Source organism: Marivirga tractuosa DSM 4126, assembly GCF_000183425.1.
Lineage (GTDB): Bacteria > Bacteroidota > Bacteroidia > Cytophagales > Cyclobacteriaceae > Marivirga > Marivirga tractuosa.
Window position 1 is genome coordinate 4,196,049 of sequence record NC_014759.1, and the last position, 16,615, is coordinate 4,212,663.

Sequence of the window (16,615 nt, forward strand, 5' to 3'; positions counted from 1 at the left end):
ATGTTAAAATTTTAATATAAATAGAAAGTACAAAAGTATGACTTTCGATGAAAACTTAAAAGATTTATTGAAAATATGGGTAACAAGGTTACTGATTTAGAGTTGTTTAAAAACTTTCATCCCATTCCAGCTTTCCTTGAGAGACACCCATTAAATTGCATAAGCGGTATAAAATCCTAGCGCCTACATTGCCATTCCAATCCGTGTTTTCTCCTGGAGCGACTTCATTCAAATCAAAGCCAATGATTTTCTTGCCGTTTTTAACCAACCTAGTCAATAAATAAATGATTTCGGAATAGCTAATGCCTCCTGGCACTGGCGTACCGGTATTGGGACATAATTCAGGTCTTAAACCATCAATATCGAATGTGATATAAACTTCATTTGGTAATTCTTTTATGATTCTATCGCAGATGATAGTCCAAGATTCCCCTTCAAACATGCCCACTTTTATATCATCATCATAGAAAACACTCACTCTTTCCCCTTGCTTTTCAGCAAATTTGATTTCTTCTTCGCAAAAATCCCGAATCCCTACCTGAACCATTTTTTCGATTTGCGGAACTGTTTGCAACATATTATAAGAGATGGAGGCATGAGAATATTGAAAATTCTCATAAGCTTTCCTGAAATCCATATGGGCATCAATTTGAAGTACGCCAAAAGTTTCATGATTGGTTGCTAAAGCTTGAACTGCGCCTAAAGGCGTACTGTGGTCACCGCCTACTAGTCCTAAGAGTTTATGCTTATCCAATTGCTTTAAAGACTCGGTTTTTACCCATTCTACCATTTCAGAACAAACCGAGTTGACTTCCTTTAATAGGTTTTTTCCTTTATCGCTATTTTCTTCTCCTGATTCCAATAAGCCAATATATTCCTCCGCCATTATGCGATGCTTATTGCTTTTGGTCAATAAATCCTGATTGATTGGGAGCATTTGAATTCCCATTTTCCAGGCATCAATAATATCTTTCTGATATAAATCGACTTGTGTGGAGGCTTCCAGAATATGTTGTGGCCCTTGTGCTGTACCCGCTTCATAAGATACAGTCACTTCCCATGGAACGGGAATTAAAATTAAATCTGCAGTTTTTTCATCAAAAGGTAAAGCAAAAATATTATCTACATTGCCGATTCCGTTGGGGTCAAAGGCATTGATTATTTCCTGTTTCTTCGTCATAAATAATTATTGAATATCTTCTGGTCTAATATATTCTATTAAATCACAATTTTTTTCCGATACCTCCGACCAAGAGGAATAAGGAATTTGTATATGCACCATGCCAGCCGGTTCCACATAGCCTACTTCCGAGCCTGTTATGTATTCAGAAATGTAGGTAATGGAAGGATTATGGCAAATAATGATTGCAGAACGCATTTCTGCTGGGATTTCCGAGATCACGCGCAACATAATGCGTGCTGAAGCTTCATAAACATCTTCCGATGCTTCAATATGATCTGTTTTAACACCTAATTGTTCATTTATTCTGTACATAGTTTGCGTTGTCCTTTCGGCAATGCTATGCAACATTAAATCAGGGTGAAATTCTTTTTGTTTTAAGTACATACCTACTTTTGAGGCATCCTGCAAACCCTTTGCAGTTAATTGGCGTTCCACATCTTTTAAGCCGGCAGTTGGTTCTTCTGCCTCGCCATGGCGAATTAAGTAAAGATCTTTAACCATTTGATTGATTAGCTGTTTGATAGTAAAATTAGGATTATTAAATAAACTATCTCAATAAACGAGTAAAAACCTAAATTCTTTTTTTCTAAAAAAAATTAATGATATTTGAATTTCAATTTAAAATAAGCCAGCAGATATGTCGAAAAATTTAGTGATAGTGGAGTCACCAGCCAAAGCCAAAACTATTGAAGGTTATCTTGGAAAGGATTATAAAGTGCTTTCTAGTTATGGTCACGTTCGGGATTTGCCAAAAGGAAACAATGCCATCGACATTGAAAATGGGTTTAAACCTACTTACGAAGTATCTAAAGATAAAAAAGAAGTCATTAAGGCTTTGATAAAGGAAGCGAAATTAGCAGAAATGATCTATCTCGCGACTGATGATGACCGCGAGGGAGAAGCAATTTCATGGCATTTGAAAGAAGCTTTAAATTTAGATGATGCCAGAACCAAAAGAATTGTTTTTAGAGAAATTACAAAATCAGCCATTCAAAATGCGATCAATTCACCTAAAGGGATTGATATAGATTTAGTAAATGCACAACAAGCCAGAAGGATTTTAGACAGATTAGTGGGTTTTGAGCTTTCTCCAATTCTTTGGAAAAAAATCAAAACCGGACTTTCTGCTGGTCGAGTTCAATCTGTAGCTGTAAGAATTGTGGTGGAGAGAGAAAGAGAGATTGAAAAATTCAAAGCTGAATCATTTTTCAAAATACAGGCCTTCTTTAATGTAGAAGGTAAAGAATTAAAAGCAGAACTTCCGGGCAGATTCAAAACGGAGGAAGAAGCCATGGCATTTTTAGAGAAATGTCTGGACGCTGAATTTTCAATAGGAAAATTAGAGAAAAAGCCGGCTAAGAAAACTCCAGCGCCCCCGTTTACAACTTCCACTTTACAACAGGAAGCTTCCAGAAAATTAGGCTTTTCTGTTTCTCAAACCATGACTTTAGCGCAAAGGCTATATGAGTCAGGTAAAATTTCTTATATGAGAACCGATTCCTTGAATTTATCTGATGAAGCAAAGGAAGGTGCTGCCAAAGAAATTAAATCTGAGTACGGGGCGGATTACGCGCATACTAGAACCTTTAAGACAAAATCAGCTGGAGCGCAGGAAGCTCACGAAGCCATTCGTCCAACCAATTTTGCTACAAAAGAGGCTAGCAGCGATTACAATGAACAAAGGCTTTATGACCTGATTTGGAAGAGAGCTATTGCTTCTCAAATGTCAGATGCTCAAATTGAAAAGACTAATGTAAGTATTGATATCTCCAATACGGATCAAACCCTAAGTGCTAGTGGTGAGGTTGTAAAATTCGAAGGATTCTTAAAAGTTTATATTGAATCTACTGATGAGGAGGAAGAAGGCGAGACCAATGTGACAAAAGGCATGTTGCCTCCCTTACAAGTTGGGCAGACTTTGGATTTGAAAAGGATGCAATCGAGAGAAGGATTTACAAGACCGCCTGCTCGTTATAATGAAGCAACTTTAGTAAAAAAATTAGAAGAGATGGGAATTGGACGTCCTTCTACTTATGCGCCAACGATTTCGACTATTCAGAAAAGAGGCTATGTCAACAAAGAATTCCGTGATGGAAAAGATAGGAAATACGTTGAAATGGTATTGGAAAATGGGAAAATTAACCGTTCAGAGAAAACAGAAATAACCGGAGCAGAAAAGAATAAATTATTCCCAAGTAATCTAGCCATGGTAGTAAATGATTTCTTGGTGGAGCATTTTCCTAATGTTACAGATTATAATTTCACTGCGAAAGTAGAGCAAGAATTTGATGAAATTGCCAAAGGAGAGAAGATTTGGAACAATATGATCAAGAAATTCTATGGCGAGTTTCATCAAAAAGTGGATGATGCAGAAAGCATTGAAAGAAAAGATGTTAATACAGGTCGTGAGTTAGGAGTTGATCCTAAAACAGGTAAAAAAGTCATTGTCCGCTTAGGGAAATACGGCCCTTTAGTGCAATTGGGCGAAACGCCTGATTCTGAGGATGAAAATGCAGAAAAGCCAAAATTCGCTAGCTTAAGAAAAGGTCAGTTTATTGAAAGCATTACCTTAGATGATGCCATGGAGTTGTTCAAATTACCAAGGGAATTGGGTGATTACGAAGATCAGAAAATGGTAGCTGCCATTGGTCGTTTTGGTCCTTATATTCGTCACGATGGCAAATTTGTCAGCATTCCAAAAGGAGAGGATCCATTGGACATCACAGCGGATAGAGCCATTGAATTAATTGAAGAAAAACGAAAAGCAGATAGGGAAAAATTCATCAAAAGTTTCGATGAAGATCCTGATGTTCAAGTGTTGAATGGGAGATGGGGGCCTTACATTAAGTTCGGTAAAAAGAATGTTAAAATCCCTAAAGATAAAGAGCCAGCGGAGCTGACTTATCAAGAGTGTGTTGAGCTAGCCGAAAAAACTCCCGATAAAAAAGGAGGAAGAAAAGCGGCTCCAAAGAAGAAAGCAACTAAGAAAAAGTAGTATAAAAAAGCTTGTAGCACTATGGAACCATGGTCGGTGGCACACCAACCATCTAAAATAGCTTGCTTCTCTGCTTCCGGTCGGTGAGCCACTGACCGGAGGCTAGGTTTTTTCTTTTGATTTTTCAAAGCTGAACATCTTTATAATCATCATATTTATTGAAAACATGCTGAACATATGAACAGTCGGCTTTTAACTTAAAGTTTTCATTCCTTGCTTTTTCAGCCAAATGATCTAATAATTTTCTACCAACACTTTGACCTTTTAATTCCTCTGAAACTTCGGTATGCTTCACATTTAGAATGTTTCCACTTTCTTTTGTAAACTTCATTTCTGCTTTAGGATCGTTTTCATCCCCAACAAAAAGCTTTCCTGTATGTTGTTTTTCTTTTATTTCTATTTTCATTTTAGTGGTATTTATGTGGCAAATTAATGATAAAGCGATTGAAACCAATGGGTTTTCGAGTTAAGCCTTAGCTTTGCATTTCTAAATCTTAATCAGAATGAATAAAGGTATCCTTTACATGATTATTGCAGGTTTTTTGTTCGCAACCATGAACGTTTTCGTTAAAATGTTGCCCAATATTCCTGCGATTGAAATTGTATTTTTCCGATCTCTCATTTCTTTTGTCATGAGCTTTGTTTATCTCAGAGCCATAAGAGTTCCGGTGATGGGAAATAATAAGAAGCTTTTGGTGGCGAGAGGCGCAGTAGGGGCAGTGGCTTTAACCATGTATTTCTATACTTTGCAGAATATACCATTGGGCAGTGCGGTAACCATGCAATTCCTGTCTCCAATTTTCACTTCCATATTGGGGGTTTTTATTGTGAAAGAAAGGGTTCATCCTAAACAATGGATTTTCTACATCATGGCTTTTGCAGGCTTAATTATCATACAGGGATTCGATCCAAGGATTTCAATTGAAATGTTTGCTATTGGTATTGGCTCTTCTATCATGGCAGGTTTAGCCTACAATATCATTCGGAAAATCAATAAAACAGAACATCCTCTTGTCATTGTTTTTTATTTCCCTTTAGTTACTACTCCACTCACAGGTCTTTATTCTGCTTTTAATTGGACTATGCCAGTTGGTGAAGAATGGCTGATATTACTAGCAATTGGAGTATTAACTCAATTTGCCCAATATTTCATGACCATGTCTTATCAATCAGAAGATTTGTCAAAAGTAGCTAGCTTGAAATATTTAACCATTGTTTATGCACTTGCCTATGGATATGTATTCTTTGATGAGACCTATAATTGGATTGTTTTCTCAGGAATAGCCTTAATTTTGGCAGGTGTGATCTTAAATGTATGGTTCAAAAATAAAATAGGAAAGGCATAATTGCTGATTTTCCGTTTTTTTCTCGAACAAATAGACCGTATTATCGAATTGATTTGAATTTGATTGCTCGTTCCAAAGGTTTTTCACAATTTGTTGATTGAAAAATAATGAGCTTCTAATAAGATTGTTATATCTTTAAAATTAGTAATTCATGGAGAAGTGAATTTTGATGAATATTAGTAAAGAAAATATCTCTTTGGAAAAGGAAAATCTTCAATTAAAGAATGAATTAGCAGGGGTCAAGAAAAAGCTTGCACAATATCAATATGCAGCAGCTGGAGCTAATGAAGGTTTATGGGATCGAAATCTCATCACCGGAGAGGTGTTCATTTCCCCACCTTGGATTACGATGCTAGGCTTCCAAAAGGATGATTCAATAGAAAAATCTCAATTGTGGGAGAATTTATTGCATCCTGAAGATAAAGAGAATGCTGTAAATTCATTAGAGGAATTTATTTCAGGTAAACGGCAAGAATATAATATTCAATTTCGTCTAAAGCACCAAAAAGGCCATTATATCTGGGTGCAATCCACCGCTCAATTAACTCTGGATAAAGACGGTCAACCAATCAGGGTTTCGGGTTCTCATCGAGACATCACTGAAAAAAAGCGTAGTGAGGAGATTATAAAAACGAGTGAGCAAAAGTATAAGCATTTCTTTCAAAACTCCCTGATTGGCATCATGAGAGTGCGCAAATCAGATTTAGAAGTTACAGAAATCAATCAAAAGGGATTAAATATTTTGGCTCTTTCTGAGAAAAAGCGTCACATGAAGATGACTGATCCCTTCAAGGATAAAGAAGATGTTAATAAGTTTTTAGAACAATTAACAGATAGAGAATCTATAGAGGAGTTTGAAGCCAAATTTGAAAGGTGGGATGAGTCCGAAACCTGGGTTTCTATTTCTGCATTAGAGATAGAATCAGAGGAAACAGCTTATTATGATATTATTTTCCGAGATATAAGCGAGTTTAAGGAAAATCTTGTAGAACTCCAGCGTTTAAACTTTGAGTTGGATAATTTCGTTTATCACGCTTCTCACGATATTAGGAGTCCATTGAGATCATTAATGGGCTTAATAGATATTTTAAAAACCGAAACTCGAACAGGTGAAATCCGGAAAATAATTGAAATGATTACCGGAAGCATCAATAGGTTAGATAAATTTGTGGTAGATTTATTGGCCATGTCAAGGGATAATCGCTTAGAGGAGCCAGACACTGTGCCGATTAATTTTATGGTGGAGGTGAATAACAGTATCACGAATTTTCATCATGTTTATACCACCAAAAACCTGGAAATAAGAACAAAAATTATTCAATGGTATCCTTTTTATTCTGACTTAACAAAGATTAGAATCATACTTAATAATTTAATTTCTAATTCTATTAAGTATAGGAAAGTTTTGGAGAATGAGAAGGAGTTCTCATACATAAATATTACGATCGAAACTTCTGAAAAAGAAGCTGAAATTATAATTGAAGATAATGGGGAAGGGATTCCTAAAGATAAACTTCAAAAAATATTTGATATGTTCTATCGGGCTTCTGAAAATAGTGAAGGAAGTGGTCTAGGAATGTATATAGTGAAAAATGTCATTAAAAAATTAAACGCAAAGATAGACGTTGATTCAAAAGAAGGAGTAGGTACGAAATTTACCATTAAAGTTCCAAATAGTTTCAAATTAGAGAATTCTAAATAAAGCATTTCATGTCAGTTCATAAGAAACCCATTAAGAAAATTACTACACATCAATTGCAGGAGATGAAAAACCGAGGCGAGAAGATATCGATGCTTACGGCATATGATTTCTCGATGGCAAAATTAGTGGATGCTTCGGGTGTAGATGTTATTTTAGTGGGTGATTCGGCTTCAAACGTCATGGCTGGACATGAAACCACGTTACCCATCACCCTTGATCAAATGATTTACCATGCTTCTGCTGTTGTTAGGGCAGTTGAAAGAGCTTTAGTAGTGGTTGATATTCCTTTTGGTTCTTATCAAGGAAATTCTTCAGAGGCATTACGTTCTTCCATTCGTATTATGAAGGAATCTGGAGGACATGCCGTAAAAATGGAGGGTGGTGCAGAAATTCAAGAATCTATCAAAAGGATATTAAGTGCAGGTATTCCAGTGATGGGGCATTTGGGCTTAACTCCGCAATCTATTTATAAGTTTGGAACCTATACCGTCAGAGCAAAAGAAGAAGAGGAAGCAGAAAAATTAATTGCAGATGCTAAAATACTGGAGGAATGTGGTTGTTTTAGTATCGTATTGGAGAAGATACCTGCTGAACTTGCTAAAAGAGTAGCCAAAGAAGTAAATATACCAATTATAGGGATCGGTGCTGGTCCTTATGTTGATGGGCAAGTGCTGGTTTTACATGATGTTTTAGGAATCACCACAGAATTTAAACCGCGGTTCTTGCGCCACTACGCACGATTGGATACGGTTATTACTGAAGCTATCGGTAAATATGTGGAAGATGTTAAGAATATAGAATTCCCTAATGAGGATGAGATGTATTAATTGAGGGTGCTGTTTTCTCGGCAGGCAGTTAATCATTATTCTTAAAGTCTGTTTAGTTTAATTGGCACTTTACATTTACATCATCTATTTTTCAGTATGAAAAAATTGCAAATAAGCAATAAACAAGATTAGAACGTCATCCCTTTCTTCAAAGGGATGACGCCCAGATTTTATTGAGATGCATTAAGTAAATTTATCATACCGATATAAAGACAGATTGATTTCACGCATTATTAAACAGCAGGAAACTGTCTCTCATTTTTCATAGAACGATGGCTTGTACCATGAAGAAATTTGTCTTAAGTGTTAAATCATCCAATCTCATAAATCAAGTATCAATCTCTAAAAACTCTTTTCAAAGAAACATAAACTACCCCGATTGCTATTAAGACCGTACCTCCTGCTATTACAAATTCCATGATTTTTTAAGAAGAAACAGCAGGAGCGGGACATTGTTTTGTCTTTGTCGTGGAATGCTGCGGAAATAATTTTATCTACTATTACTTTTATTTAATTTCACATCCTGAAATTTGGAACAAGGCTTCCGAATGACCGTTACTTTAAAATAATTATTAAACTTGTAAATCAAATACATTAACCATGTCTAAAACTGCAAAGATTTTATATACCAAAACAGACGAAGCTCCAGCTTTGGCAACCTATTCATTCCTACCTATCATAAAAGCATTTACCGATTCAGCTGGTGTAGTTGTTGAAACTAGAGATATTTCATTGGCAGGACGTATTATTTCTCAATTCCCTGAGCGATTAAAACCAGAACAACAAATTAATGACGATTTAGCGGAATTGGGTGAAATAGCTAAAACGCCTGAAGCCAATATTGTGAAACTTCCTAATATCAGTGCTTCTATTCCTCAATTGAAGGCTGCAATCAGGGAGTTACAATCGTTAGGTTATGATCTGCCTGATTATCCTGATGAGCCTGAAAATGATGATGAGAAGAAAGTAAAAGCTAAATATGACAATGTAAAAGGTAGTGCAGTAAACCCAGTATTAAGGGAAGGGAACTCTGATAGACGTGCTCCAAAAGCAGTTAAAGAATTTGCTCAAAAGCATCCTCATAGCATGGGAGAGTGGAGTAAAGATTCTAAAAGCCATGTGGCAAGTATGAGTGAAGGAGATTTTTACGGAAGTGAAAAATCACTCACTTTACCATCTGCAACAGAGGTAAAAATTGAATTGAAAACTAAATCCGGAGATGTTAAAGAATTAAAAAGTGGATTGAAACTTCAAGAAGGAGAGATTATTGATGCAGCTGTAATGAGTGCTTCTGCCTTGCGTGCGTTCTTAAAAGAGCAGAAAGAAGAAGCTAAAAAAGCTGGGGTTTTATTTTCAATTCATATGAAGGCAACGATGATGAAAGTATCAGACCCAATTATTTTCGGACATGCCGTAAAAGCTTTTTTTGAGCCTGTTTTTGAAAAACATCAAGCAACCTTGGATGATTTAGGTGTGGATGTCAACAATGGATTTGCTTCATTGCTATCTCAAATTGAAGAATTACCAGAAGATAAGAGAAGCGAAATTGAAGCTGATATTGAAGCTTGCTATAATGATGGGCCAGATTTAGCTATGGTAAATTCTGATAAAGGAATTACGAATCTGCACGTTCCTAGTGATGTAATTATTGATGCTTCTATGCCTGCCATGATCAGAACTTCAGGTCAGATGTGGAATAAAGATAACAAAACGCAAGACACAAAAGCCATTATTCCAGATAGAAGCTATGCAGGAGTATATCAAGAAACCATAGATTTCTGTAAGAAAAATGGTGCCTTGAATCCAGCTACTATGGGAAGTGTTTCCAATGTAGGATTGATGGCTCAGAAGGCAGAAGAATATGGCTCACACGATAAAACCTTCGAAATCCCTGAAGCTGGAACTGTTGAAGTTAAAGATTCTAATGGCAATGTTTTATTGAGTCACGAAGTAGCTGAAGGTGATATTTGGAGAATGTGCCAAGTGAAAGATGCACCTATTAGAGACTGGGTGAAATTAGGGGTAAACAGAGCTAAAGATACAGGAAATCCAGCTGTTTTCTGGTTGGATAGCAATCGTTCACATGATTCGGAATTGATCAAGAAAGTGAATGAATATTTAAAAGATCATGACACTAATGGTTTGGATATCAGAATCATGAACCCAGTTGAAGCCACTCGATTCTCATTTGAAAGAATAGTGGAAGGAAAAGATACCATCTCTGTTACAGGAAATGTATTGAGAGATTACTTAACCGATCTTTTCCCAATTTTAGAAGTAGGTACAAGTGCTAAAATGTTGTCAATCGTTCCATTAATGAATGGTGGAGGATTATTTGAAACGGGTGCAGGAGGTTCTGCTCCAAAGCACGTGCAACAATTCATGGAAGAAGGTCACTTAAGATGGGATTCATTGGGTGAGTTTTTAGCTTTGGCGGTATCATTAGATCATTTAGGAAAAACTTTCAATAATGAGAAAGCTAAAATATTGGGTGCTGCTTTAGATAATGCAACTTCAAAATTCTTAGATGAGAATAAATCGCCATCAAGGAAAGTCAATGAGATTGATAATAGAGGAAGTCATTTCTACCTAGCAATGTATTGGGCTGAAGCTTTAGCAAATCAGGATGAAGATGCTGATTTGAAAAAGATTTTCAGTCGAGTAGCAGAAAGCATGAGCCTAAAAGAAGCGATTATTAATGAAGAATTAATTGCAGCTCAAGGCAAAGCTGTTGACATGGGTGGGTACTACAAACCTGAAGAAAGTGTTTTAATTAAGCAAATGAGACCAAGTGAAACATTAAATCAAATACTTGAATCAATAGTTAATTAATTCAAATATAAATACGTTTTTAGAAGCTCCTTTCATAATTTTATTATGAAAGGAGCTTTTTTATTGAAAGAAGGTTAGCGGCATTATATATTCTATAGGTTTTTATTTTATTTCGATGAACCGCAATTTATATTCGATAAAATTACTATTCAAAAAATTATTTTATATTTTTGGAGTTAAAGTGTTTGTATCTTATGCCACTAACTCCATTAAATGAATCTTTAGGAAGACAAAGAGCTTCGCACCTTCTCAGGAGAACAACCTTTGGTGCCACACCAAATTTAGTGGAGGAATTTGCCCAGTTAAATCCTCAACAAGCAATAGAAAGACTTTTTATTAATGGTATCCCTTTTCCACAGCCACCTATCGATCCGGCCACAGGGCAAGAATGGATGTCAACGGGCACTATAGATGCCAACAGCGAAGGATTCGAGTTGGAACAATACTTTCTAAGTTGGCAAATTGGTCAGTTTTTAGGACCAAATGCAACTGACGATCAAAAATTATCCTATATTTTTCGCGAAAGGCTTGTGTATTTTTTACATACTCATTTCACAACAAAGAAGTCAATAGTAGGGAGTAGTCGTGCATTATATTTTCAGAACCAACTTTTTCGTCAATTTGCTTTTGATCAGTTTATAGAAGTAGAAGAGACTGAAGAGCAACTAAATTTCAAGGATTTAGTAGTTAAAATCTCCTTAGATAATGCTATGTTGAGATTTTTAGATGGGCGATTAAATGTGAAGGGGAGTCCAAATGAAAATTATGCTAGAGAATTACTAGAATTATATTCCATAGGAAGGGGATTGGAAGGTACTGATAAAGGTGATAATGAGGTGGGGGATTACGGTACATTTACTGAGCAAGACGTTCAGGAAGGAGCTAAAATTTTGTCTGGGTTTAATGTTGATGCTGACTTTGCAAATATAGATGAACAAACGGGATTGCCGACTGGAATCGCAAAAGGTAATGGCATAACGGCTGGTCAGCACGATAATACTAGTAAGCAGTTAAGTTTTAGGTTTAGTAATGCAGTAATTTCTCCCGATCCTGAATTAATGTTGAATGGGCAGGCTACTTACGAAAGTGCTGTTGATGAAATTAGGCAATTAATTGATGCTATTTTTGAGCAAGAGGAAACGGCTATTCATATCTGTAGAAAAATATACCGCTTTTTTGTTTATCATGAAATTACAGAGGATATCCAAAATGGTGTCATAAAAGATATGGCCTCTGTTTTTAGGGAGCAGAACTTTAGTTTGCAAGCTGTTTTAGAAGCCTTATTTGCTAGTCAAGAATTTTACGAAGGTGCAGATGGTATCTCAGACGATAATTTCGGAAGCATTATTAAGAGCCCGTTAGATTTAATTATTGGGCATGCAAGAAGTGTTGAATTGCAATTGCCTGACTACTTGACACAAGCAGAACAGTTTTATGAAATTACCGATGGCTGGCTAAGGAAGATGGGGGATATGGGCTTAAATTTTTATGAACCATTTGAAGTTGCAGGCTATTTGGCTTACCATCAATTTCCTATTTACCATCGTGGCTGGATCACTACATCCTATTTGACCCAACGATATGCTTATGTACAAAGTGTAAGCAATGCCAATATGGAAGAAATGGCAGTTCAGATGAAAACTCCCATCGAATATGTCGAGCAATATGTTGATAATAATGTAGCCGCAAATGCTAAGGATTTAGTAGTAGTTATTGCTAATCAATTCTTGGCATTTACGGACAATTTGGGATTCGAAAATCCTGATAATAGCCCATTAACCGAAGAGAGGTTAAATTATTTCTTGGATGCCTTCTTAAAGACATTTCAAATTGACGAAAACCCTGAAGAGGCCTGGACATTTCGCTGGACACAAGGTGTAGACAGGGAAACTGTGGAAAGACAATTACAGGATCTTTTCAATGCTATTTTGCAATCACCGGAATATCAACTGATGTAGCCATGGATAGAAGAAAATTTTTAAAAAGATTAGGATTTGCTGCAGGAGGTTCAATTGCATTTCAGGGAATCCCTATGCGTCTTTTATCCTCACATCAACCCCTTAAAAATCTATTGCATAAAAGTGATAATGAAAAGGTGTTGGTGATTTTGCAGTTGCATGGAGGAAATGATAGTATCAATAGTTTTATCCCTATTGAAAATTATGATTTATACTATAACCGAAGAGCTAATATTGCCATACCCTATAAAAGTGGAAATCGAACCTTAATTCCATTAGATAGCACTTTAGAAGCTCCTGATCAGGTTGGACTTCATCCTGATATGATTGATTTCAAAAGCATGTACGACAGAGGACAGGCTGCTGTTTATCAGGGAGTTTCATATCCAAAAAATAATGGTTCCCACTTCCGTGGCCGAGATATTTGGTTTATGGGTGGCGATTACGATGATTATTATTCTTCGGGATGGATAGGGAGATATCTCAATCAAGTTTATGCTCCTGCTGATTATCCTGATGATTTCCCCAATGCAGGCATGCCAGATCCATTGGCTTTGGAAATGGGAAATGATACTTCGCTTTTGTTTCATCAAGAAGGAAATATTCCTACCTCTATTTCTTTGGGGAACAGTCCGGGAGCATTGTTGAATCAGATTGAAAACTTAGAGGGTTTTGCTGATCAGGGTATTGATCCAAGAGGATTGCCTCCTGAGCATCTTAATGGATCGCCTTATAAAAAGGAGATGGATTGGATTTTAGGACTGGAAGATAAATCCGAAACCTACATCAAAAGATTGCAAGAGATTTATTTGGCATCGAATGAGAGTTCTGTTGAATATCCTGAAATATATCCCTTTAATGCGCCTTCGGGTAGTTTAAGAAACCCACTAAGTGGACAATTAAAATTAGTCTCCCGTCTTTTAGGGGGCGGAATTAAAACTAAGGTGTTCTTGGTGAAAATGGGTGGTTTTGATACTCATGCGGGTCAAGTAGAAAGTACCAATACTACAATGGGAGTTCATGCCACTAAAATGTATCATATTTCTGCAGCAATGAAAGCTTTTCATGCTGATCTGAAGGCAAGAGGATTGGAGGATAAGGTTTTGACCATAAGCATGAGTGAATTTGGCAGGAGAATCCCATCCAATGGAAGCTATGGTACAGATCATGGAAAAGGTGGTGCTGTAATGGTTTTTGGAAATAGAGTTAATCCTGGTGTATTTGGTACAAACCCTGACTTGAATAAAAGTAATATAGATTTGCAATTTGACTACCGCCAGCTTTACGGTAGCATATTGCATGAATGGTTAGGAGTTGATAAAGCAAGCATTAATAATGATATTTTCTTTAAGGATTTTTTTAATGCCAGCGATGAAAATGGGAACCCACTACCAGATGTTCAAATGATATCCAATAGCATAACAGGTACAAATGCGTGGCTTGGGAAGCACTTTAATGTTGATAATCCTTTTCCTAACCCTGCTGGTGATTTCACAAATATAAGGATTCAAAGCAACGAAGAGGATAAAGTAAGAATTGAAATTATTACTATAAATGGGCAATCAATTGGTGTTGAGCATAAATTGCTTCGCCAGGGGAGCAATGATATTAAACTGGATATTGCTGGGTTAAAATCTGGCATATATCAAATTAGAGTAAATACGAAATACATTAATGACACGAAAAAACTTATCAAAAAGTGATGCTATGCTAAGACTAAAATTGTATTCTATTTTAATGTCTTTAATGTTATTTTTATCTGTTTATGATGTAATGGCACAGAAGCGTAAAAAGCCAAGTACTCCAGCTTCTCAAGCAAAAGAGTTTTTAAATACGCAATGGTGGTTAGGAATAAGAGGCGGCACAAATTTCACTCAAACAAGCTTGATAGAAAGTTTCTCGGGTTTGAATCCTATCAATTATAACCCTGAAAATTTGGATAAAGAATATGAGGAGTTTGTTAATCCAGCTTTTCATATTGGACTAGATGTTACTTTCTTTCATAAAGGCTTCTCTGTTATGACATTTCCTACCTTTTTCAGAAACAATATTAACTACAGTAGTCAATTAAGTTGGTCTGGTGAAACAGAGAGAGATCAATATGAAACCAGCTATGATGTCCAGCAAAGTATTACTTTTCTTGAATTACCAGTGGCAGTCAAATATGATATTATTGGAAACAGAATCCGGCCTTTTGTGATGGCAGGTGCTTTCTATTCCATTGCTTTTGATGCCAATAAAGAAGTTCAGGTTTTTGAAACAGACTATGCTTCAGGTCAACCAGTGGAATTTGAAAGAGCCAATATAAAGCTTAATAATAAGGATGAAATCTTAAATAATTGGGGTCTTTTGGGTGGATTAGGAGTGAGTTTTGATTTTTGGAATATTCGCTCCATCATTGATGTGCAATATAGGCACAGTTTTCAATCCATTGTCAATAGCCAAACCAGATTTGATGAAAATACATTCTCCTCTTTTGGAGAAGTTCAAGATGACTATAGTTTGCAAAATTACAGTGCTTCTTTAAGCTTTGTTTTTCCACTACGATATATCGATAGCCAGTTTAAAGCATTATGAAAAATAGTATTCTAATTCTTATTTTGATTCTTTCAGCCATTGCGTTTGCTTGTAATAATGAGGAATTGGCTCCTGAGCAACTATCATTTTTAAAGATTTATGATGATTCAGATTATAATGCGTCTTATCAACCTGTTGGTCTACAGTTTAATGAAAATAATTACTTTATACTTTCTGAAAGAAGCTTGACTTCAAGCAATTTCTCAGGGATCAATTTAGTGGTTACAGATTCATTAGGTGAATTTATAAGTGAACAACAATTAGAGGAAACCTTTGTAGCTCCGACCAAATCTTTGATCAAAATAGGATCTGCGCTTTACTTTTTCTGTATGGACAGAAATTCACTAAGACCATATTTGGGGACTATTGCTTCAGATGGAACAGTCACGACAACAGCACTAAATACAACCGCCTCATATCCATTGGCAGCCAATCTCACATCTAATAATAATTTGCTATTATTGTCTTACGATCCTAATGGACTTAACTCAATTTTAACTGAAGTAAGTCCGCAAGGAAATATTTTGCAACAAGCGGGTTATTCAATTGGTCCTGGTAGTGATGTGCAGGATGCTATTGTGAATCATTTCACTAAAAGGAGTGCAAGAATCCCATTTTTCTGTGGGCAAGCCGCTGGAAATCGATATTATTTTAATGGGTTTTATAATTATACCTTGTCCATGGTGTTTACCAATTTTGGTGATGAACCAACCGGTGTTTTGCAAGGTCAAGGTACTGATGCAGGAATGAAAGCTGCATATTCAACTGCTTCAGGTGATTTCGCCATAGTAGGCTATCACTTTTCCGACCATTTTATGAATGCAAAAACATCATTACCCATTAATGAAATTAGGTCTTCAGTGAATCTATTTGATCGAAATATTCCTGAAATTGCTGAAAAGTCGGTTTGTCGAATTACTCCATATAATGGAGTCAATCGTGAATTGGTAATTATCGCAAGTGAAACAGAAGGGCGGCAAGTAGTTTTATATTTCTATGACCTAAATTCTGGACAATTAGAGGCAACCTACTATTTGGGAACGTTAAATCCCTTCACATTATCAAGTATTATTGCTTTGGAGGATGGGGGTATTGCCATTACTGGCACAACCTTTTTAGCTGGCAGATTTGAAAGAATATATTTGCAAAAAATAACTAAAGACCAATTAGTGGAGATTTTATAGTTGTAAAAATC

Annotated in this window: 12 protein-coding genes; 9 read left to right on the forward strand and 3 right to left on the reverse strand. The window is 36.1% G+C overall.

Annotated features, from left to right (window positions below):
• Window positions 1-106: 106 nt before the first annotated feature.
• The gene (locus FTRAC_RS17735; RefSeq protein WP_013455661.1) at window positions 107-1,180 is read right to left on the reverse strand and encodes an agmatinase family protein; all 1,074 of its coding nucleotides are present in this window, start codon (window positions 1,178-1,180) and stop codon (window positions 107-109) included.
• 6 nt (window positions 1,181-1,186) lie between these two features.
• On the reverse strand, window positions 1,187-1,684 hold the full coding sequence (locus FTRAC_RS17740) for a SixA phosphatase family protein (protein WP_013455662.1): 498 nt from the start codon (window positions 1,682-1,684) through the stop codon (window positions 1,187-1,189).
• A gap of 136 nt (window positions 1,685-1,820) precedes the next feature.
• Here FTRAC_RS17740 and topA point away from each other — a divergent pair, with 136 nt between their 5' ends.
• Window positions 1,821-4,178 (forward strand): type I DNA topoisomerase, encoded by a 2,358-nt coding sequence (gene topA, locus FTRAC_RS17745; protein WP_013455663.1) that lies wholly within the window; start codon window positions 1,821-1,823, stop codon window positions 4,176-4,178.
• Between the two features lie 124 nt (window positions 4,179-4,302).
• Here the strand turns inward: topA and FTRAC_RS17750 are convergent, their stop codons facing one another.
• Complete coding sequence (locus tag FTRAC_RS17750) at window positions 4,303-4,584, reverse strand: GNAT family N-acetyltransferase (protein ID WP_013455664.1); 282 nt, start codon at window positions 4,582-4,584, stop codon at window positions 4,303-4,305.
• Window positions 4,585-4,681: 97 nt separating this feature from the next.
• On the opposite strand from FTRAC_RS17750, the gene FTRAC_RS17755 reads away from it, so the two are divergent.
• The 8 genes from FTRAC_RS17755 to FTRAC_RS17790 all read left to right on the forward strand — a co-directional run bounded on the left by FTRAC_RS17755 (window position 4,682) and on the right by FTRAC_RS17790 (window position 16,604).
• Entirely contained in the window at window positions 4,682-5,524 is an 843-nt protein-coding gene (locus tag FTRAC_RS17755) for a DMT family transporter (protein WP_013455665.1), read from the forward strand.
• A 169-nt stretch (window positions 5,525-5,693) separates the two neighbouring features.
• Window positions 5,694-7,226 (forward strand): PAS domain-containing sensor histidine kinase, encoded by a 1,533-nt coding sequence (locus FTRAC_RS17760; protein WP_013455666.1) that lies wholly within the window; start codon window positions 5,694-5,696, stop codon window positions 7,224-7,226.
• Window positions 7,227-7,234: 8 nt separating this feature from the next.
• A complete protein-coding gene (gene panB, locus FTRAC_RS17765; RefSeq protein WP_013455667.1) occupies window positions 7,235-8,053 on the forward strand; it encodes a 3-methyl-2-oxobutanoate hydroxymethyltransferase in 819 nt (272 codons plus the stop codon).
• A 600-nt stretch (window positions 8,054-8,653) separates the two neighbouring features.
• The gene (locus FTRAC_RS17770; RefSeq protein ID WP_013455668.1) at window positions 8,654-10,885 is read left to right on the forward strand and encodes an NADP-dependent isocitrate dehydrogenase; all 2,232 of its coding nucleotides are present in this window, start codon (window positions 8,654-8,656) and stop codon (window positions 10,883-10,885) included.
• 194 nt (window positions 10,886-11,079) lie between these two features.
• Complete coding sequence (locus FTRAC_RS17775) at window positions 11,080-12,843, forward strand: DUF1800 domain-containing protein (RefSeq protein WP_013455669.1); 1,764 nt, start codon at window positions 11,080-11,082, stop codon at window positions 12,841-12,843.
• Window positions 12,844-12,845: 2 nt separating this feature from the next.
• Window positions 12,846-14,546, forward strand: a complete 1,701-nt coding sequence (locus FTRAC_RS17780; RefSeq protein WP_013455670.1) for a DUF1501 domain-containing protein — start codon at window positions 12,846-12,848, stop codon at window positions 14,544-14,546.
• A gap of 4 nt (window positions 14,547-14,550) precedes the next feature.
• Window positions 14,551-15,420 carry an outer membrane beta-barrel protein gene (locus FTRAC_RS17785; RefSeq protein ID WP_185094416.1) on the forward strand — a complete coding sequence of 290 codons (870 nt, stop codon included), beginning with the start codon at window positions 14,551-14,553 and terminating at the stop codon, window positions 15,418-15,420.
• On the forward strand, window positions 15,417-16,604 hold the full coding sequence (locus tag FTRAC_RS17790; protein ID WP_013455672.1) for a hypothetical protein: 1,188 nt from the start codon (window positions 15,417-15,419) through the stop codon (window positions 16,602-16,604). Before FTRAC_RS17785 ends, FTRAC_RS17790 begins: the two co-directional genes overlap by 4 nt.
• Window positions 16,605-16,615: the final 11 nt, after the last annotated feature.